Origin of the sequence: Streptomyces sp. NBC_00984, assembly GCF_045162475.1 — a bacterium.
GTDB lineage: Bacteria > Actinomycetota > Actinomycetes > Streptomycetales > Streptomycetaceae > Streptomyces.
The window spans coordinates 7,592,534-7,617,493 of the sequence record NZ_CP108734.1; the positions used below are offsets into that span (position 1 = coordinate 7,592,534).

Here is a 24,960-nt window from a genome sequence, read left to right on the forward strand (position 1 = left end):
CCCGACCCCGTCCTCGTCCTCGTGAAAGGCACCTCACCCATGCGCAACCTGATCTCCCTGGCCGACCTGACGCCCGCCGAGCTGGACCACCTCGTCCGGCGCGCCGTCACGTTCGGCCGCGACGGCATCGTGCCGAAGCCGCTGGCCGGACGCCAGGTCGGTCTCTACTTCCGCAAGTCCTCGACCCGGACCCGTACATCCTTCTGGAGCGGGGCGACCCGCCTCGGCGCCGATGTGATCACCTTCGGTCCGAACGAACTGCAGCTCACCACCGGCGAGACGGTCGAGGACACCGCCCGGGTGCTCGGGCAGTACCTGGACGCGCTCGTCGTACGCACCAACGGGGACGTGGAGGAGATCCGCCGGCTCGGCAGCAGCGAGGACCTGGCCGTCGTCAACGCCCTGAGCCTGGACGAGCACCCGACCCAGGCCATCGCCGATCTCGCCACCCTGGCGGAGGAGTTCGGCTCGCTCGACGGTCTGCACCTGCTCGCCGTCGGCGAGGGCAACAGCTCGGGCGCGGCCCTCGCGCTCGCCGCGGCCCTCACCCCCGGCCTGCGCCTCACCCTGCTGTGCCCGGCGGGCTACGAGGTGCCCAAGGAGACCCTGGACCTGGCGGACGAACTCAGCGGTGGCAAGGCCCTGGTGAGCCAGGTCGTGACGGCCGACGCGGTCGAGGGGCCGGTGGACGCGGTGTACACCAGCCGGTGGCAGACCATGGGGGTGACGAAGGACAACCCCGACTGGCTCCGGGACTTCGACGGCTTCCAGATCAACCGCGCGTTCCTGGACCGCTTCGCCGGCCCGCGCACCGTCTTCCTGCACGACCTGCCCGCGGTCCGCGGCGAGGAGGTCACCGACGAGGTCCTCGACGGCCCGTCGAGCCGGGCCTGGCGGCAGGCCCACCACAAGATGACCGCCGCCGCGGCGGTCCTGGAGTGGTGCGTACGCGGCGTCCAGGACTGACCACCCCGCACCATCGGCTCCTGGCGGACATGGGTTCACGACCGAGACCACCCATGTCCGCCAGGAGCCTTTCGCGTGTCCGGGGTACGGGAACCGGCGCCGGTCGCCGTACGGAAAAGGGCGGGTGCGGGGCGCGTGCTGCGCCTCGCACCCGCCCTTCCGGAACGGGACGACCGACGGGTTCAGCCACCCATGGCCGCAACCACCGAACGCGGTCGCATATCGGTCCAGTTCGCCTCGATGAATTCGCCGCATTCCTGCTTGCTGCCCTCGTCCTTCACCAGTTCCCAGCCCGCCGGCTGCTGGATCCGGGCCGGCCACAGCGAATACTGACCCTCTTCGTTGGCCAGCACTACATAGCGGCCCTGGGAGTCCTCGAACGGGTTGGTTGCCATGATTTCCACCTCGGTTGGACGAAGTTGTACGTGATGTCGTCGGGTGTGTCTGAGTGTTTCGGCTGCATCAAATGCTAGGAGCCGCGGTCCGGTTCGCCGGGCAGAAGTCCAGGCAGATCGGCGGCACCAGGGACCGCTGGATCGACGGACCGCCGGATCAGGTGAGCACCCGGGCCGTCTGGTGCGCGTAGGTGAGGGCGACCCCGGTCGCCACGGTGGCCGCGCGCACCGCGCCGAGCGCCTCGCGCACCAGCTCCGAACGCTCCACCGGCATCACCTCGAACCCGAGCTGACCTGCGCGGACAATGTTCACCGCGGCTTCGAGCACGGCGACCTGGGCCTCACCCAGCGCCTCCCGCCGGTCGACCCGTTCCCGTACCTCCGCCAGGACGTCCGCGAGCACGTCCGCCGCACGGACGCTGTGGCCGGTCTCTGCCATGTCATGACTCCTCGGTCTTTCGCCGGCGGTGTGCACGGGGCCGGGCGCTGAATTCTGCGGGTGCAGTGCGGCCAGTCTCACGCCCCGCCGCGGGCCCGGCACCGGACTGTCGGTCAACTGCTCCTCTGCTGCCGCCCAGTTGCCGCCGGTGACGCCGGAAACGCCTCGGGAGCGAATCTACGGTTGTGGCCGAAAGGAAGTTCCGGGCAAGCCTGGACCTCTTTCTCCCCTTGTCATCCAATGATGTGGACGAAGCGAACAATGAAGCCTGCGGAATGGGCGGCTCGTCATCGATCCGGGCCGCTGGATGTTGTTGTCACCGGACTGCAATCCGATGCTCACACCTGGAATCTCATCTACATCCAACTGCTGCTCGAAGACCTCGGGCACAAGGTCGTCAATCTGGGTTCCTGCGTGCCCGAGGACGAGATCGTCGAGTCCTGCTGCAAGTTCCAGCCCGACCTCCTGGTCGTCAGCAGTGTCAACGGGCACGGCTTCCACGACGCCGAGCCCCTGATCGGGGCCATCCGGTCGCGCTGGGAGCTGACCGGCCTGCCCGCGGTCATCGGCGGCAAGCTCGGCGTGTCCGGGGACGGGGAGGAAGAGGCCGACGCCCTCATGAGGGCCGGGTTCGACGCGGTCTTCCAGGACGGCGTCGACATCGCCGCTTTCGAGTCCTACGTCGACTCGCTTCCCAAGGAGGTGGAACGATGACCGCGCCGGTCCAGGAGGCGGCCCCCGGGAGCCGCACCACCGTGCACCGGCGACCGCTCTCCTTCGGCCGCTTCGTCGCCGGGGCACAGGCCCGCGGGACACTCGTGGTGCAGCCCCGCATGGGCTTCTCCGACCCCGCTCTGATGAGGGCCGGCCTGCTGGCCACCAAGGGAGCGGCCGACGCGGTCGTCGGCACCATGACCATCGACAGCTACACCCGGGTCAACGACGAGGCGTCCGCGGCCCGCGCCCTGAACGGCGGCGTCCCGCTCAACGGGTTTCCCATCACCTCCTACAGCCCGCACACCTCGCGCTGGGTCCTCGACGGCGTCCGGGACGCTGGCTTCCCGGTGCAGATCCGGCACGGATCGGCACGCCCCCAGCGCATCGTGGCCGCGCTGGCCCGGCTCGGCCTGGACGCGACGGAGGGCGGACCGGTCTCCTACTGCCTGCCCTACGGACGCACCCCGCTCCTGGACTCCGTACGCAACTGGCAGGAGAGCTGCGACTTCCTGGCCGGGCTGCGCGCCACCGGGGCGGAACCGCATCTGGAGACCTTCGGCGGTTGCATGCTCGGACAGCTGTGCCCGCCCGGACTGCTCGTCGCGATCAGTGCGCTGGAGGCACTCTTCTTCCACCGCGCAGGGCTGCGCAGCATCTCGCTCAGCTACGCCCAGCAGACCAACGCGGCCCAGGACCGCGACGCGATGCACGCGCTGCACCGACTGGCCGGCGAGTTCCTGCCGGACACCGACTGGCACATCGTCCTCTACACCTACATGGGCCTCTACCCGCAGACCCGGCACGGCTCCCTGGAACTCCTGGAACGTTCGGCCGAACTGGCCGTGGAGACCGGGGCGGCCCGGCTGATCGTGAAGACCGAGGCCGAGGCGCACCGCATCCCGACCGTGGCGGAGAACGTCGAGGCCCTCCGGGTCGCCGCGCGGGCCGCCGCCCGGCACCGCACGGCGACCGGCCACCGGCCCGGGAGCGTACCCGTCCCGAGCTCCGACCCGGCGGACAACGCCGTCTACGCCGAGGCCCGTGCCCTGGTGGACGCCGTGCTGAACCTGGACGACGACCTGGGCCAGGCCCTGCTGAAGGCCTTCGCCCGCGGATACCTCGACGTTCCCTACTGCCTGCACCCCGACAACGCGGGCCGCACCCGGAGTCATATCGACGGGTCCGGCCGCCTCACCTGGTCCGAGATCGGGGCGATGCCTCTCGGGCCCGTCCGCGACCGCGGCCGGCGGCTCACCGCCGCCGGGCTGTTCGACGCCCTGTCGTTCGTCCAGCGCCGGCACGACCGCATCGTTCCCTCGTCCGCTTCCCGCCCCTCGCTCCCCACGGCGGCCCGTCGCCCGGCGGCCCATCGGCAGCACACCCAGGAGGTAGCACCATGACCAGCACGATCGCCGAGTCCCACGGCCGCGTCGCGCCCTTGTTCCCGGCCTCTCCCGACCAGCACCTGATGGCCGAACCGACCCGTGCCACGCTGCGGGTGCAGAGCCGCATGCTCGCGGCGACCCGCGCCTTCCTGACCGCGCAGGGGTTCCAGGAACTGCTGCCGCCGGTCATCGGACCGGTCACCGACCCGGGAATCCGGGGCTCCAAGCAGGTGGACGTCGACTTCTACGGCCACAAGTACAAGCTGATGACCAGCGCGATCCTCTACAAGCAGGCATCGCTGCTGGCCTTCGACAAGATCTTCTACATCGCGCCCAACGTGCGGCTGGAACCGCTGGAGACGGCCGTCACGCACCGCCATCTCGCCGAGTTCCACCAGATCGACGTGGAGATCCGCGACGCCCGCCGCGAGGACGCGATGGAGCTCGCCGAGCGGCTCGTCGCGCATGTCGTCGACGAGGTCGTCCGCGAGATGCCGGGGGACCTGGAGCTCCTCGGCCGGGACCGGGACGCCTTCCGGGAGGTGGTCCAGGGGGCGTTCGGCCGCACCACGCACAAGGAGGCCACCGCGGACCTGGTGGCGCTCGGCCACCCGCAGGACCCCGGCGCCGAGATCGACTGGGAGGGCGAGGAGATCCTCTCCGCGAAGACCAGCCGCCCGTTCTTCGTCGTCGACTACCCCAAGGGTTCGCGGGGCTTCTACGACCAGGAGGACACCGACCGCCCCGGCGTCCTGCGGAACTTCGACCTGATCGCCCCCGAGGGCTACGGCGAACTGGCCAGTGGCAGCGAGCGCGAGCACGACTACGCGGCCCTGGTCACCCGGATGCGCGAGACCGGCGAGAACCCCGCCAAGTACGGCTGGTACCTCGACCTGGCTCGCCGCGGCATCCCCGCCAGCTCCGGGTTCGGCATCGGCCTGGAACGCTTCACCCGGTACGTCACCGGCCGCACCGCCGCCTGGGAGGCCAGCGCCTACCCGAAGCTTCCCGGCGTGGTGTCGGCATGAGTGCGGTACTGAGCGCCGCGGGCTTCCCCGAGGAACAGGTGCGGCACCGGGCCAGGGCCGGAGCGGCGGGGGTCTTCCCCGCGCTGGAGTCCTACGGCAGCAGCATGCTGGGCGCGATCCCGGCCGGCCAGGACCCGCACGACCTGCTGGAGCGCGCCAGGATCGTACCTCCGGTGTTCATGCCGGAGCGGCTGAAGAAGCTCATCGACCTGGCCCGTGAACCGCTGTACACGGATGTCGAACTGGACACCCGGGTCGGCGGGTTCGCCTCCCGGCTGCCGCTCTACGTGTCCGCGTTCGGCTCGACCCAGGTCGCCAGCCACGACCTGGGCGAGGCAGCCGGACGCCAGGCCGGGCAGCTCGGCATCCCGATGGTCATCGGGGAGAACGTGGTGCCGGTCAACGGCTACCGCGCGGCCGCCGACTCCGCGGCCTCCCCGCTGCTCGGCCGGATCGCCGCCTACACGGCCGCCGCCGACGACGAGCACGGCGGCGTGGTGGTGCAGCAGTCCACCGAGGACGCGGACGCCGAGGTGTGGAACCTGGTCTACAGCGACCCGGTGTCCGAGCCGCTGCTGGCCACCGGCCGGCTCGCCTTCGAACTGAAGGTGGGCCAGGGCGCCAAACCGGGGCTCGGCGGTCTCACCGTCCTGGGCCGCGAGGCCGGCGGCAGGGTCGCCGAACAGTACGCCATGGACGCGGTGTTCGGCGCCGACAGCGACTCGGTGCTGCGGATCAGCAGCCCCGGCACCTTCACCGAGGAGATCCTGCGCCAGCAGATCCGGCTGATGCGGAACAACTTCCCCCGCGCGAAGGTGTGGGTGAAGCTGCACCCCGGCCGCGACGTGGCCCACGCCGCGGCCACCGCCTGGGCGGCCGGCGCGGACTCCGTCACCGTGGACGGCGCGGAGGGCGGCACCGCCTGGGCGCCGACCGCCTTCCTCGGCCAGGTGGGACTCCCGCTCGGCGACTGCCTCACCCGCATCGGCCGCACCGACCACTGCCTGCTCGCCAGCGGGCGGATCTGGGAAGGCAGCAGGGCCGCGAAGGCGCTGGCGCTCGGCGCACGCGCCGTCGGCCTCGGCCGGGCCGCACTGCTCGCCGTGGACGAGGACGCCGAAGCCGGCCTGGTCCGGCTGGTCGAGGCCATCGCCCTGGAACTCCGGCTGCTGATCAGCTCCGTCGGCAAGTACCACGCGAACGCCCTGGAAGCGGACGACGTCCTGCTGCCGGCCGACGCCGCGACGGCCTCCCGCACCGGCTGACCCCCCGCTCCACTGCCCTGCTTCGCACCATTTGCACGTCATCCACCGTGGCTCCGTCGGTCTCCCGGCACGCCGCGAGACCACGAGATCCGAGCTACCAAGAAGGTGTCGAGATGTCCCAGCCGCAAACCGATCCGGCTCTCTCCCTCGGCGTCGGCGTCCCCGCGCACGTCGCCACGTACAACGACACGGCCGAGAACCTTCCCGTGGGCGCGCTGCACGCTCTCTTCGCCGCGCAGGCCGCCCGTACCCCGGAGGCCGTCGCCCTCGTCCGTGAGGACCGCCGTCTCACCTACCGGGAGCTGGACGGCGCGGCCAACGCCCTCGCGCACCGGCTCGTCGCCGAGGGCGTACGGCCGGGCGACGCGGTGGGCCTCCTCTTCGACCGCTCGTTCGCCTACGTCATCACGGTCCTCGCCGTGCTGAAGAGCGGCGGCGTGTACGTCCCCCTCGACCCCCGTCAGCCCGAGGAGCGGCTCGCCTGGATCCTCGCCGGCACCGGGGCCACCCTCCTGGTCACCGACCGCCCGGCCGGGGACACCGGCTTCGCGGGGGAGCTGCCCGCCCTGCGGCTCGACGACGCGAGCGCCACGGCCGACACGGCTGCCACCGCCCCCGATGTCACGGTCCACCCCGACCAGCCGCTGTACATCATGTTCACCTCCGGCTCCAGCGGCACCCCCAAGGGCGTCGTGAACACCCACCGCAACGTGGTCGAACTGGCCCTGGACCCGGGCTTCGGCGCCGCGGCCCACGAGCGGGTGCTCGCCTACTCGCCGCTGCCCTTCGACTCCTCGACCTACGAGCTGTGGGTGCCGCTGCTGCGTGGCGGACTGGCAGTCGTGCTGTCCGCACCGAAGATCGACATCGGCGAGCTGGCCGACGCCATCACCCGCTACCGGGTGACCGCCGCCTACTTCACGACCGCCCTCTTCGACGCCATGGCCAGCGAGGCGATCGACGGACTCAAGCAGCTGCGCGAGATCTGGACCGGCGGCGACGTGCTGTCCGCCACCGCCCTCCAACGGGCCCTCGACCACTGCCCGGACACCACGTTCGTGCACGTCTACGGTCCCACGGAGGCGACCGTCTTCTGCAGCTACCAGGCCTTCACCCCCGAGGTGCGCACCCTCGACCGGCTGCACCTCGGCATCCCGATGGCGAACACCGCCATGTACGTCCTGGACGCCGAGCTGCGCCACACCGCCCCGGGCGAGACCGGCGAACTCTATGTCGCGGGGCCGCACCTGGCCCAGGGCTACGGCCGGCTGCCGGCCCTGACCGCCGAGCGTTTCACCGCCGACCCGCACGGACCCGCCGGCAGCCGCATGTACCGCACCGGCGACCTGGCCGCCTGGAACGAGCACGGTGAGGTCGTGTTCCTGGGCCGCGCGGACCAGCAGGTCAAGCTGCGCGGCAACCGCATCGAGCTCGGCGAGATCGAGACCGTGCTGGTCCGCCACCCCTCCGTCGCCCAGGCCGCGGTCATCGTCCGCGAGGACCGGCCCGGCGACAAGCGCCTGGTGGCCTACGCCGTGCCCGCCGAGGAAGGCGTCCTGGACGGAGCCGAACTCCTCCGGTACGCGGGCGAGCAGCTCGTCGAGTACATGGTGCCCTCGGCGGTCGTCCCGATGGGGACCCTGCCGCTGACTCCGAACGGAAAGCTGGACCGGCGCGCACTGCCCGCTCCCCGGGCCGGCGCGGCACCGGGCGGCCGGGCCCCGCGCAACCCCGTCGAGGAGGTCCTCTGCGGCCTGTTCTCCCACTCCCTCGGCCTGCCGTCGATCGGCATCGACGACGACTTCTTCACCCTCGGCGGCCACTCGCTGCTGGCGACCCGGCTGGTCAGCCGGGTGCGCACCGTCCTCGATGTCCAGCTGACGCTGCGGCAGTTCTTCGAGTACCCGACCGTGGCGCTGCTCGCCGAGTACGTCGCCACCGGCGGCGGCGAGTCCGCCCGCCCTGCCCTGACCGCCCAGGAACGGCCGGAACCGCTGCCGCTCTCGGCGGCCCAGCAACGGCTCTGGTTCCTCGATCAGCTGGAGGGCCCGTCGGCGACGTACAACATCCCGCTCGCCGTCCGGGTGAGAGGCGACCTCGACGTCGCGGCCCTGGAGTCCGCGTTCACCGATGTCGCGGGACGGCACGAGAGCCTGCGCACCGTGTTCGGCCAGGCCGAGGGCCGGACCTATCAGCGGATCCTGCCCGCCGACAGTGTCCGGGTGGAGCTTCCGGTCACCCCGGCGACCGAGGACGGCGTCGCCGCACTGCTCACCGCCGAGTCCGAGCGCATCTTCGACCTCTCGGGCGATCTGCCGTTCCGCGCAAGGCTGTTCAGCCTCGGCGAGCACGACCACGTACTCCTGGTGGTCATGCACCACATCGTCTCCGACGGCTGGTCCTACCAGCCGCTCATGCGCGACCTGAGCACCGCGTACGCCACCCGTTCGCGTGGCGAGCGCCCCGCCTGGGAGCCGCTGCCCGCCCAGTACGCAGACTACGCACTGTGGCACCGGGGCGTGCTCGGCGACCCCGCGGACCAGGAGAGCGTCGCCGCCCGTCAACTGGACTACTGGCGAGGCGCATTGGCCGATCTTCCGGAGGAGGTCACCCTGCCCGCCGTCCGGCAGCGGCCGGCCGTCGCCTCCTACCGCGGCGCCACCCACACCGTGCACCTCTCCCAGGACGTCCACTCCTCGCTCGCGGAGCTGGCGCGCGAGTCGGGCGCATCGGTGTTCATGGTGGCCCAGGCGGCGGTGTCGACCCTGCTGTCCCGTGCGGGCGCCGGGCACGACATCCCGCTCGGCTCGCCGATCGCCGGCCGTACGGACCAGGCGCTCGACGATCTCGTCGGCTTCTTCGTCAACACGCTCGTCCTGCGCACGGACACCAGCGGCGATCCGAGCTTCCGCGAGCTGCTGACCCGGGTCCGGGAGACGGACCTCGCCGCCTGGGGCCACCAGGACCTGCCGTTCGACCGGCTGGTCGAGGCCCTCAACCCGGACCGGTCCGCCGCCCGGCACCCCCTCTTCCAGGTGATGCTCACACTGACGGACGCGGCCACGCCGACGCTCGTCGCCGAGGACCTGGACACCGAATCGGAGTTCACCTGGCTGAGGTTCGCCAAGTTCGATCTGACGTTCTCGTTCGCCGAGCATCGTTCGGTGGATGGTCGGCCGGTTGGTCTGGACATCACGATCGAGTACGCGACGGATCTGTATGACGCGCGTTCGGTGGAGTTGGCGGGTGAGCGTCTGGTGCGGTTGCTGGGTGCTGCGGCTTCGGCGCCGGATGTTCCGGTGGGTGAGCTGGAGTTGTTGTCCGCGGATGAGCGTGGGGTGTTGTTGGGGGAGTGGGCCGGTGAGGTGACGGGTACTCCGGGTGCGGGTCTTGCGGAGTTGTTCGCGGCGCAGGTGGCGCGGACGCCGGATGCGGTTGCGGTGGTGGGTGAGGGGCGTGAGCTTTCCTATCGTGAGGTTGATGTGCTGGCCAATGGTGTGGCGCGTCGGCTGATCGGTGAGGGGGTGCGGCCCGGTAGTCGGGTGGCGTTGTTCCAGGAGCGTTCGGTGGGTGCGGTGGTCGCCACGTTGGGTGTGGTGAAGGCGGGTGCGGTGTATGTGCCGTTGGACACCCGGTATCCGGCGGACCGTGTCGAGTTGATCGTGGGTCAGTCGAGTGTCACGCATTTGGTGACGGACCGGGATCCGGGTTCGTTGGTGGTGCCGGCGGGTGTGCGGGTGCTGGGTTCGGTGACGGGCAGTGAGGGCGACGCTTCGGACGCTTCGGATCCTGGTGTGTCGGTGCATGTGGATCAGCCGGTGTACGCGATGTTCACGTCGGGTTCGACGGGGGTGCCGAAGGGTGTCGCGGTCACGCATCGCAATGTCGCGGACCTGGCGGCGCAGACGATGTACGCGAACGGCAACCACGGTCGGGTGTTGTTCCACTCCGCGATGGCGTTCGATGCCTCGACGTACGAGATGTGGGTGCCGTGGCTCAACGGCGGCACCCTCGTCGTCGCCCCCGCAGGACATCTCGACGCAGCGGCGTACGAGGAGTTGATCGCTGCGCACGGGATCACCGCGTTGTGGCTGACGGCGGGCCTGTTCCGGGTGATGGCGGAGGAGGTTCCGGAGGCGTTCGCCGGGGTGCGTGAGGTGTGGGCGGGGGGTGATGTGGTTCCGCCGGAGGCGGTGCGCCGCGTCATGGACCGTTGCCCGGACGTCACCGTCGTGAACGGTTACGGTCCGACGGAGACCACCACCTTCGCCGCCACCCACCGCATCCACCGCCCGCTGGACTACGCCGGTGCGATCCCGATCGGCGAGCCTCTCGACAACCACCGGCTGTACGTGTTGGACGAGGGCTTGCGGCTGGTTCCGCCGGGCACCCCCGGCGAGCTGTACATCGCCGGCGCCGGCCTGGCACAGGGCTATCTCGACCGCCCGGCGCTGACCGCCGACCGATTCGTCGCGGACCCGTACGGTCCGGCCGGTACGCGGATGTACCGGACCGGCGACCTGGTCCGCTGGAACCTCGAAGGCTCCCTCGAATACCTCGGCCGCGCCGACCAGCAGGTCAAGCTCCGCGGCTTCCGCATCGAACTCGGGGAGATCGAGAGCGCGTTGGCCGCCCACGGGAGTGTGGGGCAGGCGACGGTCGTGGTCCGGGAGGACCGGCCCGGCGACAAACGCCTCGCCGCGTACCTGGTCGCCGCCGACGGCGCCCGGATCGACACCGAGGCGGTGCGTCGCGAGATCGCCGGCACGCTCCCGGAGTACATGGTCCCGTCCGCCTTCGTGGTCCTCGACGAGATCCCGCTCACCGTCAACGGCAAGGTCGACCGACGCGCCCTGCCCGCCCCTCAGTTCGGCAACGACGCCACCGGGCGCGCACCCCGGGGGCCGGGCGAGGAGGTCCTGTGCGGTCTCTTCGCGGAGGTCCTCGGACTGCCGTCGGTCACCATCGACGACCACTTCTTCCACCTCGGCGGGCACTCCCTGCTCGCCACCCGCCTCATCAGCCGCATCCGACAGACCTTCGGTGTCCAGATCACCGTCCGGGACCTCTTCCAGGGCCCGACGGTGGCCTCGCTGGCCGAATACGTGGAAGCGGGCGGTGACGCGGTGCAGCGGCCCGCGCTCCGGGAGGCGGTCAGGCCCGAGCGGGTGCCGCTCTCCTCGGCCCAGCAGCGCCTCTGGTTCCTGCACCACCTGGAGGGGCCCTCGGCGACGTACAACATTCCGCTGGCCCTGCGCCTCGCGGGCGCACTCGACCATCAGGCCCTCCAGCTCGCGCTCACCGACCTGGTGGTGCGGCACGAGTCGCTGCGCACCCTCTTCGGAATGGCGGACGACGCCGCCTACCAGTGGCAGCTCCCGGCGGCCGAGGTCCGGGTGGAGCTGCCCGTCATCGCGACGACCGAGGCCGCACTCGAAGCGGAGCTCGGCGCACAGGCCGCCCGCAGCTTCGACCTGGAATCCGAACTGCCGGTCAGCGCAGCCCTGTTTGCCCTCGGCGACCAGGAACACGTCCTGCTGGTGGTGATGCACCACATCGCCTCCGACGGCTGGTCCACCACCCCGCTGCTGCGGGACCTGACGGCCGCCTACACGGCTCGTACGCAGGGCACCGCCCCCGTGTGGGAGCCGCTGCCGGTCCAGTACGCCGACTACACCCTCTGGCAGCAGGAACTGCTCGCGGCGGACGGGGAGCGGCAGGCGGAGTTCTGGCGCCGCACACTTGACGGGCTGCCCGACGAGGCCACCCTGCCGGCCGACCGGCCGCGTCCGGCGGTCGCCACCTACCGCGGCTCCACCCACGGCGTCCACATTCCCGCGGAGCTGCACGACGCGCTGACACGGCTGGCCCGGGAGACCGGCAGCACCATGTTCATGGTGGCCCAGGCCGCCGTCGCCACCGCACTGTCCCGCTCCGGCGCGGGGGACGACATCCCGATCGGCGCCCCGATCGCGGGCCGCTCGGAGCAGTCCCTGGACGATCTGGTCGGCTTCTTCGTCAACACCCTGGTGCTGCGCACGGATCTGACCGGCGACCCGAGCTTCCGCGACCTGCTCTCCCGGGTCCGGGAGGCCGACCTGGCGGCGTGGGCCCACCAGGACCTGCCCTTCGACCGGCTGGTGGAGACCCTCAATCCCGAGCGCTCCACCGCCCGGCACCCCCTCTTCCAGGTGGTGCTCACCCTTCAGGAAGCGCTCACCCCCACCCTCGAACTCCCCGGAATCTCCACCGAGTCGCGCTTCACGACGCTGGAGATCTCCAAGTTCGACCTGACCTTCTCCTTCCATGAACACCGCACGGCTGACGGCCGCCCGGGTGGACTGGACATCAGGGTCGAGTACGCTACCGACCTGTATGACGCCGGCACCGTCGAGGCCGTCACCGGCCGACTGGTCAGGCTGCTGGGCGACGCCGTCGAGCGCCCCGAAATCCCCGTCGGGGAGCTGGAGTTCATCGGTCCGGACGAGCGTCACCAGCTGCTTGAGCGATGGAACGGTGCGGTCACTGGTTCCTCCGGTGCGGGCCTTGCGGAGTTGTTCGCCGCACAGGCCGCCCGTACCCCGGACGCGACAGCACTGGTCGACGGCGACCGGGAGCTGACCTACGCGGAGCTGGACGCGGAAGCCAACCGGCTGGCCCACCATCTCGTGGGCCTCGGCGTCCGGCCGGAGAGCGTCGTCGCCGTCCTGATGGAGCGGTCGGCGGACCTGCTCACCGGGTTGCTCGCAGTGGTCAAGGCCGGCGGGGTCTATGCCCCGCTCAACACCGCGGACCCCGACACCCGTCTGCTGCGGATCCTGACGGAGACCGCGGCGTCGGTCCTGCTCACCGACCAGGCGCTGGCCGACCACCCGATCGTGGCCCGGACCGCCGCCGAGACCGTCGTGCTCGACGGCAACGACGGCTTCGCCCACCTCCCGTCGACGCCACCGGCGCCCCGCGCCCACCCCGACCAGTGGCTGTACGTGATGTTCACGTCGGGTTCGACGGGGGTGCCGAAGGGTGTCGCGGTCACGCATCGCAATGTGGCGGACCTGGCGGCCCAGACCATGTACGCGAACGGCAACCACACCCGGGTGCTCTTCCACTCACCGCACACCTTCGACGCAGCGACCCACGAGATCTGGGTGCCGTGGCTGAACGGGGGAGCGGTCGTGGTGGCGCCCCCGGGCTACCTCGACCCCGGGACCCTTGGCGGGCTGCTGACCGAGCGCGGGATCAGCTCGCTCTGGCTGACGGCCGGTCTGTTCCGGGTGATGGCGGAGGAGGTCCCGGAGGCGTTCGCCGGGGTGCGTGAGGTGTGGGCGGGGGGTGATGTGGTTCCGCCGGAGGCGGTGCGCCGCGTCATGGACCGCTGCCCGGACGTCACCGTCGTGAACGGTTACGGTCCGACGGAGACGACGACCTTCGCCACCACCCACCGCATCCACCGCCCGCTGGACTACACGGGTGCGATCCCGATCGGCGAGCCCCTGGACAACCACCGGCTGTACGTGTTGGACGAGGGCTTGCGGCTGGTTCCGCCGGGCACCCCCGGCGAGCTGTACATCGCCGGCGCCGGCCTCGCCCGTGGCTACCTGGGCCGGCCGGGCATGACGGCCGATCGTTTCGTGGCCGACCCGTACGGTCCGGCCGGTACGCGGATGTACCGGACCGGCGACCTGGTCCGCTGGAACCTCGAAGGCTCGCTCGAATACCTCGGCCGCGCCGACCAGCAGGTCAAGCTCCGCGGCTTCCGCATCGAACTCGGAGAGATCGAGGGCGCGTTGGCCGCCCACGGGAGTGTGGGGCAGGCGACGGTCATCGTCCGCGAGGACCGGCCCGGCGACAAACGCCTCGTCGCCTATCTCGTCGCCGCCGACGGCTCCCGGATCGACGTGGCCGAGCTGCGCGGTCATGTCTCGGACGCCCTGCCCGAGTACATGGTCCCGTCCGCCTTCGTCGTCCTCGACCAGATCCCCCTCACCACCAACGGCAAGGTCGACCGACGCGCCCTGCCCGCACCCCAGGTCTCCCACGCCACCAACGGTCGCGCCCCGCGCACACCGCAGGAAGAGGTGCTCTGCGGCCTCTTCGCGGCCGTTCTCGGACTGCCGTCGGTCACCATCGACGACCACTTCTTCCACCGGGGTGGCCACTCGGTGCTGGGCACCCGCCTCATCAGCCGCATCCGGCGCGCGTTCGGGGTCCAGCTCGGGGTGAAGGACCTGTTCCGGAACCCGACGGTCCTCGCCCTCTCCGAGTGCGTCACCGCGGGCAGCGGCGAACTGGCCCGGCCCGCCCTGATGCCCGAGGAGCGCCCGGAGATCATCCCGCTCTCGTCCGCGCAGCAGCGTCTGTGGTTCCTCGACCAGATGGAGGGCCCGTCCGCCACCTACAACATCCCGCTCGCCCTGCGGCTCAAGGGCTCCCTCGACCACCGGGCCCTCCAGCTCGCCCTCACCGACCTCACCACACGCCACGAGGGCCTGCGCACCGTCTTCCCCACCCACGAGGGCACTCCCCACCAGCACATCCTCCCCCCGACCACCACCGACCTCCCGCTGATCACCACCACCGAGGAGGAGCTCACCGCACGACTGGCGGACCTCTCCTCGGCCACCTTCGACCTGTCCGTCCAGCCGCCGATCCGTACTCATCTGCTCTCGGTCGGCGAGCAGGAACACATCCTGCTGGTGGTCATCCACCACATCGCCTCCGACGGCTGGTCCAACGGACCGCTCTTCCGTGACCTGGCCACCGCCTACGAGGCCCGCACCGAGGGCTCCGCCCCCGCCTGGGAGCCGCTGCCGGTCCAGTACGCCGACTACTCCCTCTGGCAGCAACGGCTCCTGGGAAGCGACGAGGAACGTCAACTCGACTACTGGCGCGACACGCTGGCCGATCTTCCGGAGGAGGCCACGCTCCCGGCCGACCGGCCCAGGCCGGCCACCGCGTCCAACCGGGGCACCACACACACCGTGCACTGCTCGGCGGGCCTGCACGACTCGCTCACCTCGCTGGCCCAGGACACCGGCAGCACCCTGTTCATGGTGGCCCAGGCGGCGGTGTCGACCCTGCTGTCCCGTTCCGGTGCCGGCCACGACATCCCGCTCGGCTCACCCGTCGCAGGGCGCACCGACCCGGCCCTCGACGATCTCATAGGCTTCTTCGTCAACACGCTCGTCCTGCGCACGGACACCAGCGGCGACCCGAGCTTCCGTGAGCTGCTGACCCGGGTCCGCGAGACCGACCTCGCCGCCTGGAGTCACCAGGACCTGCCGTTCGATCGGCTGGTGGAAGCCCTCAACCCCGAGCGCACCACCGCCCGGCACCCCCTCTTCCAGGTCATGCTCACCGTCGGCGACATGTCCGCAGAGGCACCCCAACTCTCGGGGCTGGAAGCGGCGTACGAGTTCTCGAAGGTGGAGATCGCCAAGTTCGACCTCACCTTCGGCTTCGCCGAGCATCGTTCGGTGGATGGTCGGCCGGGTGGTCTGGACATCACGATCGAGTACGCGACGGATCTGTATGACGCGCGTTCGGTGGAGTTGGCGGGTGAGCGTCTGGTGCGGTTGCTGGGTGCTGCGGCTTCGGCGCCGGATGTTCCGGTGGGTGAGCTGGAGTTGTTGTCCGCGGATGAGCGTGGGGTGTTGTTGGGGGAGTGGGCCGGTGAGGTGACGGGTACTCCGGGTGCGGGTCTTGCGGAGTTGTTCGCGGCGCAGGTGGCGCGGACGCCGGATGCGGTTGCGGTGGTGGGTGAGGGGCGTGAGCTTTCCTATCGTGAGGTTGATGTGCTGGCCAATGGTGTGGCGCGTCGGCTGATCGGTGAGGGGGTGCGGCCCGGTAGTCGGGTGGCGTTGTTCCAGGAGCGTTCGGTGGGTGCGGTGGTCGCCACGTTGGGTGTGGTGAAGGCGGGTGCGGTGTATGTGCCGTTGGACACCCGGTATCCGGCGGACCGTGTCGAGTTGATCGTGGGTCAGTCGGGTGTCACGCATTTGGTGACGGACCGGGATCCGGGTTCGTTGGTGGTGCCGGCGGGTGTGCGGGTGCTGGGTTCGGTGACGGGCAGTGAGGGCGACGCTTCGGACGCTTCGGATCCTGGTGTGTCGGTGCATGTGGACCAGCCGGTGTACGCGATGTTCACGTCGGGTTCGACGGGGGTGCCGAAGGGTGTCGCGGTCACGCATCGCAATGTCGCGGACCTGGCGGCGCAGACGATGTACGCGAACGGCAACCACGGTCGGGTGTTGTTCCACTCCGCGATGGCGTTCGATGCCTCGACGTACGAGATGTGGGTGCCGTGGCTCAACGGCGGCACTCTCGTCGTCGCCCCCGCGGGGCACCTGGCCCCGGCCGACTACCAGCGGCTGCTGGCCGAGCACCGCATCACCGCGCTGTGGCTGACGGCGGGTCTCTTCCGCGTCATGGCGGAGGAGGTCCCGGAGGCGTTCGCCGGGGTGCGTGAGGTGTGGGCCGGAGGTGATGTGGTGCCGCCGGAGGCAGTACGCAGGGTCATGGACCGCTGCCCGCAGCTGACGGTCGTCAATGGCTACGGCCCGACGGAGACCACCACCTTCGCCACCACCCACCGTATCCACCGCCCGCTGGACTACGCCGGTGCGATCCCGATCGGCGAGCCTCTCGACAACCACCGGCTCTATGTTCTCGACGAGGGCTTGCGGCTGGTTCCGCCGGGAACGCCCGGCGAGCTGTACATCGCCGGCGCCGGCCTGGCACAGGGCTATCTCGACCGCCCGGCGCTGACCGCCGACCGCTTCGTCGCGGATCCGTACGGTCCGGCCGGTACGCGGATGTACCGGACCGGCGACCTGGTCCGCTGGAACCTCGAAGGCTCCCTCGAATACCTCGGCCGCGCCGACCAGCAGGTCAAGCTCCGCGGCTTCCGCATCGAGCCGGGCGAGATCGAGACCGTCCTCGTCGGCCGGCCGGGCGTGGCCCAGGCCACCGTCGTCGTCCGGGAGGACCGGCCCGGCGACAAGCGCCTCGTCGCCTACCTCACCGCCGAGGAAGGCGCCCGGATCGAACCCGGCGACGTACAGCGCCAGGTGTCCGGGCTGCTGCCCGACTACATGATCCCGTCCGCCTTCGTGGTCCTCGACGAGATCCCGCTCACCGTCAACGGCAAGGTCGACCGACGCGCCCTGCCCGCCCCGCAGTTCGGCAACGACGCCACCGGGCGCGCACCGCGCACCGCCAAGGAAGAAGTCCTGTGCGGTCTCTTCGCGGAGATCCTCGGACTGCCGTCGGTCACCATCGACGACCACTTCTTCAACCTCGGCGGGCATTCGCTCCTCGCCACCCGGCTCGTCGGCCGGATCCGCACCGTACTCGGGGTCGAGCTCTCCGTGGCGACCCTCTTCGAAAACCCGATCGTGGCCACGCTCGTCGAGAAGCTCGACGGCGCCGAGGCCGCCCGGCCCAGACTTCGGCCGATGCGCCGGATGGGAGTGACCAAGTGATTCCCTTGTCCTTCGCCCAGCAGCGGCTGTGGTTCATCGCCCAGATGGAAGGGCCGTCGACCACCTACAACATCCCGCTCGCCGTGCGGCTGAACGGCGAACTCGACCGCCCGGCACTCCAGTCGGCGCTCCTGGACGTGGTGGGCAGACACGAGAGCCTGCGCACCCTCTTCCCCGACCAGGACGGCACGCCGTACCAGCACATCCTCGCCGAGGAGGACGTGGAGCTGGCACTGGAGGTCATCCCGGCCGACGCCGCGACGCTGCCGGTCGTGCTCGCCGAGGAGTCCGCCCAGGTATTCCACCTCGCGGTGGACCTGCCGGTCCGGGCACGCCTGATCGCCCTCGGCGAGCAGGAGCACGTCCTGCTCATCGTGATGCACCACATCGTGTCGGACGGCGGCTCGACCGCGCCCCTGCTCCAGGACCTCGCCACCGCCTACGAAGCACGCGCCCGTGGCGTCGTGCCCGGCTGGGAGCCGCTCCCGGTCCAGTACGCCGACTACACCCTCTGGCAGCAGGAACTGCTCGGCGAGGGCGACGACCCGGAGAGCGCCGGATCCCGTCAACTGGACTTCTGGCGCAAGGCATTGGCCGAGCTGCCGGAGGAGTCCACCCTGCCGGCCGACCGTCCGCGCCCGGCCTCCGCCTCGTACGTGGGCGCCACCTGCGACGTCCACCTGCCCGCCGACCTCCACATCGGCCTGACCCACCTCGCGCGGGAGTCCGGCGCCACACTGTTCATGGCGGTCCAGGCCGCCGTGGCGACCGCCCTGTCCCGCTCCGGCGCCGGCCTCGACATCCCGATCGGCTCCCCGGTGTCCGGGCGCATCGACGAGGCACTCGACGGCCTGGTCGGATTCTTCGTCAACACCCTGGTGCTGCGCACGGATCTGACCGGCGACCCGAGCTTCCGCGACCTGCTCTCCCGGGTCCGCAAGACGGATCTGGCGGCCTGGGACAACCAGGACCTGCCCTTCGACCGGCTGGTCGAGGTGCTCAACCCCGAGCGCTCCGCCTCCCGCCACCCGCTCTTCCAGGTGATGCTCACCATGGGCGAGGCCGGCTCGGACGTCATCGGCTTCCCGGGGCTCGACGCCCGTACCGAGTACAGCGCCCTGCAGATCGCCAAGTTCGACCTGACGTTCGGCTTCGCCGAGCACCGCACCCGTGACGGCAGGCCGGACGGTCTGGACATCACCATCGAGTACGCCACCGACCTCTACGACGCCCGGACGATCGACGCCCTCATGGCGCGGCTGAACCGGCTGCTGGAGGCCGTGGTCACCTCGCCCGACACCCCGCTGTCGGTCCTCGACCTGCTCGGCGAGCACGAGCGGCGGCTGCTCCTGGAGGAGCGGAGCGGTGCCGCCACCGGCACGTCCGGGATGAGCCTGGCGGAGCTGTTCGCCGCGCAGGCCGCCCGCACCCCGGACGCGACAGCCCTGGTGGACGAGGACCGCGATCTGACGTTCGCCGAACTCGACGAGGTCACCAACCGGCTGGCCCACCACCTCATCAATGCCGGAGTACGACGGCACGACGTGGTCGCCGTCCTGATGGAGCGCTCGACCGACCTGCTCACCGCGCTGCTCGCCGTGGTCAAGGCCGGTGCCGTGTACGCCCCGCTGAACACCACCGACCCGGACAGCCGGCTCGTCCAGATCCTGGCCGATACCCGGGCACCGGTCCTGCTCACCGACCAGGCCCTCTCGGACCACCAGGTCGTCCTGGACGCCGACGCGCAGATCGTCGTCCTGGGCGACACCATGGACCTCGACCGGCTGCCCGCCACCGCTCCGGCACACACCATCCACCCCGACCAGCCGGTGTACGCGATGTTCACCTCGGGCTCGACGGGAGTGCCCAAGGGCGTCGCGGTCACGCACCGCAACGTGGCGGACCTGGCGGCGCAGACCATGTACGCGAACGGCAACCACCGGCGCGTGCTGTTCCACTCGCCGGCCGCCTTCGACGCCTCGACGTACGAGATCTGGGTGCCGTGGCTGAACGGCCGTACGGTCGTGGTGGCACCGCGCGGCCATCTCGCACCCACCGACTACCAGCGCCTGCTCACCGAGCACCGGGTCACCGCGCTCTGGATGACCGCGGGTCTCTTCCGCGTCATGGCGGAAGAGGCACCCGAGGCGTTCGCCGGGGTGCGTGAGGTGTGGGCGGGGGGTGACGTGGTCCCCCCGGAGGCGGTGCGCCGCGTCATGGACCACTGCCCCGAAGTCACGGTCGTCAACGGTTACGGTCCGACGGAGACCACGACCTTCGCCACCACCCACCGCATCCACCGCCCCCTGGACTACGCGGGTGCCGTCCCGATCGGCGAGCCCCTCGACAACCACCGCCCGTACGTCCTGGACGCCGCGCTGCGGCTGGTTCCGCCGGGCGCTCCCGGCGAGCTGTACATCGCGGGATCCGGGCTGGCCCAGGGCTACCTCAACCGCGCCTCGCTGACGGCGGAACGCTTCGTCGCGGACCCGTACGGCCCGGCCGGAACGCGGATGTACCGCACGGGCGACCTGGTCCGCTGGAACCACGAAGGCTCGCTCGAATACCTCGGCCGCGCCGACCAGCAGATCAAGCTCCGCGGCTTCCGTATCGAACTCGGCGAGATCGAGAGCGCGTTGACCGCCCACGGGAGCGTGGGGCAGGCGACCGTCGTGGTCCGGGAGGACCGGCCCGGCGACAAACGCCTCGTCGCGTACCTCGTCGCCGCCGACGGTGCCCGGATCGACACCGAGGCGGTGCACCGCGAGATCGCCGGCGCACTCCCGGAGTACATGGTCCCGTCCGCCTTCGTCGTCCTCGACGAGATCCCCCTCACCACCAACGGCAAGGTCGACCGACGCGCCCTGCCCGCACCCCAGCAGAGCACCGACGCCGGCGGGCGCCCGCCCCGGACGCCCGCCGAGGAAGTCCTCTGCGGCCTCTTCGCGGCCGTACTCGGACTGCCGTCGGTCATCATCGACGACCACTTCTTCCGGCGCGGCGGCCACTCGCTGCTCGCCACCCGCCTCATCAGCCGCATCCGGGCCGTGTGGGAAACCGAGATCACCATCCGGGACCTGTTCCAGTACGCGACCGTCGCGCAGCTGGCCGAGCGGATCGCGGCCGAGGGCAGTGGGGAGCGGCGACCGGCCCTGATGCCCGAGGAGCGCCCGGAGATCATCCCGCTCTCGTCCGCGCAGCAGCGTCTGTGGTTCCTCGACCAGATGGAGGGCCCGTCCGCCACCTACAACATCCCGCTCGCCCTGCGGCTCAAGGGCTCCCTCGACCACCGGGCCCTCCAGCTCGCCCTCACCGACCTCACCACACGCCACGAGGGCCTGCGCACCGTCTTCCCCATCCATGAAGGCACTCCCCACCAGCACATCCTTCCCCCGACCACCACCGACCTCCCCGTGATCACCACCACCGAGGAGGAGCTCACGGAGCGGCTGGCCGCCCAGGCCGGCCGGACCTTCGACCTGGCGGCCGAACTGCCGTACCGGGCACAGCTGCTGGAGCTCGGGCCCGAGGACCACGTGCTCATGCTCGTGATCCACCACATCGCCTCCGACGGCTGGTCCAACGGACCGCTCTTCCGCGACCTGGCCACCGCCTACGAGGCCCGCACCGAGGGCTCCGCCCCCGCCTGGGAGCCGCTGCCGGTCCAGTACGCCGACTACTCCCTCTGGCAGCAACGGCTCCTGGAGCGCGACGAGGAGCGCCAGCTCGCCCACTGGCGCGGGGTGCTCGCCGAGCTGCCGGAGGAGGCCACGCTGCCCGCCGACCACGCCCGCCCCGCCGTCGCCTCCAACCGGGGACACACACACGCCGTGCGCTGCCCCGCCGAGCTCCACACCGCCCTGATGTCCCTGGCCCAGGACACCGGGACCACCCTGTTCATGGTGGCCCAGGCGGCCGTGGCGACCCTGCTGTCCCGTTCCGGCGCCGGGCACGACATCCCGCTCGGCTCACCCGTCGCAGGGCGCACCGACCAGAAGCTCGACGATCTCATCGGCTTCTTCGTCAACACGCTCGTCCTGCGCACCGACACCAGCGGCGACCCGAGCTTCCGTGAGCTGCTGACCCGGGTCCGCGAGACCGACCTCGCCGCCTGGGCCCACCAGGACCTGCCGTTCGACCGGCTGGTCGAAGCCCTCAACCCCGAGCGCACCACCGCCCGGCACCCCCTCTTCCAGGTCATGCTCACCGTCGGCGACACCAGCAACGAAGCCCCCCGACTGGCCGGGCTGGAGAGCGAGTTCGCCATCCCGCCGGTCTCCGTCGCGAAGTTCGACCTCACCTTCGCGTTCGCCGAGAACCGGGCCGCCGACGGCCGGCCCGACGGCCTCGACATCCTGATCGAGTACACCACCGACCTGTACGACGCACGCACCATCGAGGCCACGGCGGACCGCCTGGTCCGGCTCCTCACCGGCGCCGTGGCCACCCCCGATCTGCCCCTCGCCGAGCTGGAGATGGTGTCCGGGCACGAGCGGGCGCAGCTGCGGGAGTGGAGCGGCGCGCAGTCACCGGCGCCCGCCCTCGGGCTCGACGCACTCTTCACGGAGCAGGCCGCCCGCACCCCGCACGCGGTGGCGCTGGTCCACGAGGAGCAGCAGGTGACGTACCAGGAGCTGGACATCTGGTCCAACCGGCTAGCCCGCCACCTGACCACGCACGGGGTCACCCCGGGCAGCATCGTCGCCATCCACCTGGAGCGATCCCCGCAACTCATCGCCACGCTGCTCGCCGCCCTGAAGGCCGGGGCCGGATACACCCTGCTCGACCCGCAGTTCCCGGCCGACCGGCTGAACACCGTGCTCGGGCAGACCGATCCGGCGGCGCTGGTCACCCAGGCCCACCTGACGGCCCTGTCGACCCCGTCCACCCTGGTCGACCTGACCGCGGAGATACCCGCGATCAGCGCACTGCCGGGGACGCCGGTGGAGACGGGCGGGCACCCGGAGTCCATCGCCTGCGTGATGTTCACCTCCGGATCGACCGGAGTTCCCAAGGGGGTCGCGGCCTCGCACCGGGCGCTGGCCGCCACGTTCATCGGCCCCGACTACCTGGACTTCGGCCCCGGGCAGACCTATCTGCAGAGCTCCCCGGTGTCCTGGGACGCCTTCGCCCTGGAGGTCTTCGGACCGCTCCTGCACGGCGGCGTCTGCGTCCTCCAGCCCGGCCAGCACACCGATCCGCACCAGATCGCGGAGCTGGTGGAGCGGCACGGGATCACCACCCTGCAGATGTCGGCGAGCCTGTTCAACCACATGCTCGACGAGCACCCGGCGGTCTTCTCACAGATCAAGGAGGCCATGACCGCCGGTGAGGCGGCCTCACCCGCCCACACCGCCAAGGCGCTGGCCGACCACCCCCACCTCCACCTGGTCAACGGCTACGGGCCGGCCGAGAGCATGGGCTTCACCACCACCCACACCCTCACCGGGCCGGCGCCCGCCATCCCGATCGGGCGGCCGATCGCCGGCAAGCACGCCTACGTCCTGGACGAGAACCTCCGGCTGCTGCCGCCGGGTGTCCCCGGTGAGCTCTACGTCGCCGGGCACGGCCTCGCCCACGGCTACATCGGACAGCCCGTACTGAGCGCGGAGCGGTTCGTCGCCGACCCGCACGGTGCGCCCGGCTCGCGGATGTACCGCACCGGCGACCTGGCCCGCTGGAGCCAGGACGGCGCACTGGAGTATTTCGGCCGGGCCGACCAGCAGATCAAGTTGCGGGGCTTCCGCATCGAGCCGGGTGAGATCGAATCGGCGCTGCTGCGGCACCCCTCCCTCGCCCAGGTGGCGGTGCTGATCCGCGAGGACCGGCCCGGTGACAAACGGCTGGTGGCGTACGTGGTGCCCACCGAAGGCAGTCGGCCGGACCTTCCCGAACTGCGCCGGCACGCGGTCGCGGCCCTGCCCGAGTACATGGTGCCGGCCACGATCGTGCCACTGGACGCGCTGCCCCTGACGGTCAACGGCAAGCTCGACCGCCGTGCGCTGCCCGAACCGCAGCAGGCCGACACAGGCGGTGGCCGGGCGCCGCGCACCCCGGCGGAGGAAGTCCTGTGCGGGCTCTTCGCGGAGGTCCTGGGCCTGCCGTCGGTCACCATCGACGACCACTTCTTCCAACTGGGCGGCCACTCGCTGCTCGCCACCCGGCTGATCGGCCGGATCCGCTCCATCTGGGACACCCGCGTCACCATCCGGGACCTGTTCCAGTACCCGACGCCCGTGCTGCTCGCCGAACACATCGCCACGAACACGGGCGGCGACCCGATGGAGACGCTGCTGCCGATCCGGGCCGCCTCCGGTACCGACAACGAGGCCCCGCTGTTCTGCGTCCACGCGATCTCCGGGATGAGCTGGTCGTACGCCGGACTGCTCCGGCACATCGGTGGGCGACGTCCGCTGATCGGGCTGCAGGCAAAGGAGTTGACCAGCCCTTCGGACCGGCCGGCCGGCATCGAGGAGATGGCGGACGGCTACGTGGCCGAGATCCGCTCGGTCCAGGCCCACGGCCCGTACCACCTGCTCGGCTGGTCGTTCGGCGGTCTGGTGGCGCACGCCATCGCCGCCCGGCTGGAGGAGCAGGGCGAGGAGGTCGCCATCCTGGCGCTGCTCGATTCCTACCCGCTGCCCGACGGATTCCGGCCACCCGCGATCACCGGCCGGGAGGTGCTGACCGCGCTGCTCGGCGGACGCGGCGCCGAACTCGACGTACGGTGCGCCGACACCGCCCCGGACGCGGAGGAGCTGGCCGCCGTGCTGCGCGCCGAGGACGCGATCCTGGGCGCGCTGGAGCCCGCCCAGGCCGCGGCGGTCGTCGCCGCGACTGCCGGCAACCTGGAGATGCGCTACCGGTACGTTCCCCGGCGGCGGTTCGGCGGCGACGCGGTGTTCTTCAACGCCGCCCGCACCCCGGCCGCGACGGGCGGCGCGGACGCCTGGGCACCCCATGTGGGGGGCCGCGTCGAGGAGCACGACATCGACTGCGAGCACTGGGACATGACCACGGCCGAGCCGCTGCGCGAGATCGGAAAGGTACTGGCCGAGGAGTTGCGAGGAGTACGTCACTGACCGGGGGTCCTCCGTCCGGATCACGCAGGATCCGGACGGAGGACCTCAATACCCCACAGGTGCCCGGGTCCGCCACGACGGCGGACCCGGGCACTTTCGCGTGCGCCGCCGTCGCCGGTACCCGAATTGCCCGCGTGCTGCCGCTCATGCCGCCGGGCAACGGGTTCCGGCCTGCATAGCGTGAAGCCATCCGCAGGCCA

The 24,960-nt window shown here is 71.1% G+C and carries 9 protein-coding genes; 7 read left to right on the forward strand and 2 right to left on the reverse strand.

The window, feature by feature from the left end; all coding sequences use genetic code 11:
* Positions 1 to 39: 39 nt before the first annotated feature.
* Positions 40 to 966: an ornithine carbamoyltransferase gene (locus OG520_RS33930; RefSeq protein WP_266422471.1), complete on the forward strand. Its 927-nt coding sequence runs from the start codon at positions 40 to 42 to the stop codon at positions 964 to 966.
* Positions 967 to 1,148: 182 nt separating this feature from the next.
* Here OG520_RS33930 and OG520_RS33935 read toward each other — a convergent pair whose 3' ends face one another.
* Together OG520_RS33935 and OG520_RS33940 are read right to left on the reverse strand one after the other, a co-directional pair.
* Positions 1,149 to 1,361 (reverse strand): MbtH family NRPS accessory protein, encoded by a 213-nt coding sequence (locus OG520_RS33935; RefSeq protein WP_093549323.1) that lies wholly within the window; start codon positions 1,359 to 1,361, stop codon positions 1,149 to 1,151.
* Positions 1,362 to 1,518: 157 nt separating this feature from the next.
* Complete coding sequence (locus tag OG520_RS33940) at positions 1,519 to 1,800, reverse strand: hypothetical protein (RefSeq protein ID WP_266422474.1); 282 nt, start codon at positions 1,798 to 1,800, stop codon at positions 1,519 to 1,521.
* Positions 1,801 to 2,061: 261 nt separating this feature from the next.
* Here OG520_RS33940 and OG520_RS33945 point away from each other — a divergent pair, with 261 nt between their 5' ends.
* The 6 genes from OG520_RS33945 to OG520_RS33970 all read left to right on the forward strand — a co-directional run bounded on the left by OG520_RS33945 (position 2,062) and on the right by OG520_RS33970 (position 24,760).
* Positions 2,062 to 2,514 carry a cobalamin B12-binding domain-containing protein gene (locus tag OG520_RS33945; RefSeq protein WP_266422476.1) on the forward strand — a complete coding sequence of 151 codons (453 nt, stop codon included), beginning with the start codon at positions 2,062 to 2,064 and terminating at the stop codon, positions 2,512 to 2,514.
* Positions 2,511 to 3,917 carry a methylaspartate mutase gene (locus OG520_RS33950; protein WP_399335145.1) on the forward strand — a complete coding sequence of 469 codons (1,407 nt, stop codon included), beginning with the start codon at positions 2,511 to 2,513 and terminating at the stop codon, positions 3,915 to 3,917. The genes OG520_RS33945 and OG520_RS33950 overlap by 4 nt, the downstream gene beginning before the upstream one ends.
* Positions 3,914 to 4,930 carry an asparagine synthetase A gene (locus OG520_RS33955; protein ID WP_406015640.1) on the forward strand — a complete coding sequence of 339 codons (1,017 nt, stop codon included), beginning with the start codon at positions 3,914 to 3,916 and terminating at the stop codon, positions 4,928 to 4,930. Before OG520_RS33950 ends, OG520_RS33955 begins: the two co-directional genes overlap by 4 nt.
* The gene (locus OG520_RS33960) at positions 4,927 to 6,195 is read left to right on the forward strand and encodes a glutamate synthase-related protein (protein ID WP_406015641.1); all 1,269 of its coding nucleotides are present in this window, start codon (positions 4,927 to 4,929) and stop codon (positions 6,193 to 6,195) included. The genes OG520_RS33955 and OG520_RS33960 overlap by 4 nt, the downstream gene beginning before the upstream one ends.
* Positions 6,196 to 6,308: 113 nt before the next feature.
* Positions 6,309 to 17,678 carry an amino acid adenylation domain-containing protein gene (locus tag OG520_RS33965; RefSeq protein ID WP_406015642.1) on the forward strand — a complete coding sequence of 3,790 codons (11,370 nt, stop codon included), beginning with the start codon at positions 6,309 to 6,311 and terminating at the stop codon, positions 17,676 to 17,678.
* Positions 17,675 to 24,760: an amino acid adenylation domain-containing protein gene (locus OG520_RS33970; protein ID WP_406015643.1), complete on the forward strand. Its 7,086-nt coding sequence runs from the start codon at positions 17,675 to 17,677 to the stop codon at positions 24,758 to 24,760. Before OG520_RS33965 ends, OG520_RS33970 begins: the two co-directional genes overlap by 4 nt.
* Positions 24,761 to 24,960: the final 200 nt, after the last annotated feature.

Coding starts and splice junctions, on each gene's coding strand:
- OG520_RS33930 (WP_266422471.1), top strand. CDS start 40: ATGCGCAACCTGATCTCCCTGGCCGACCTGACGCCCGCCGAGCTGGAC.
- OG520_RS33935 (WP_093549323.1), bottom strand. CDS start 1,361: ATGGCAACCAACCCGTTCGAGGACTCCCAGGGCCGCTATGTAGTGCTG.
- OG520_RS33940 (WP_266422474.1), bottom strand. CDS start 1,800: ATGGCAGAGACCGGCCACAGCGTCCGTGCGGCGGACGTGCTCGCGGAC.
- OG520_RS33945 (WP_266422476.1), top strand. CDS start 2,062: ATGAAGCCTGCGGAATGGGCGGCTCGTCATCGATCCGGGCCGCTGGAT.
- OG520_RS33950 (WP_399335145.1), top strand. CDS start 2,511: ATGACCGCGCCGGTCCAGGAGGCGGCCCCCGGGAGCCGCACCACCGTG.
- OG520_RS33955 (WP_406015640.1), top strand. CDS start 3,914: ATGACCAGCACGATCGCCGAGTCCCACGGCCGCGTCGCGCCCTTGTTC.
- OG520_RS33960 (WP_406015641.1), top strand. CDS start 4,927: ATGAGTGCGGTACTGAGCGCCGCGGGCTTCCCCGAGGAACAGGTGCGG.
- OG520_RS33965 (WP_406015642.1), top strand. CDS start 6,309: ATGTCCCAGCCGCAAACCGATCCGGCTCTCTCCCTCGGCGTCGGCGTC.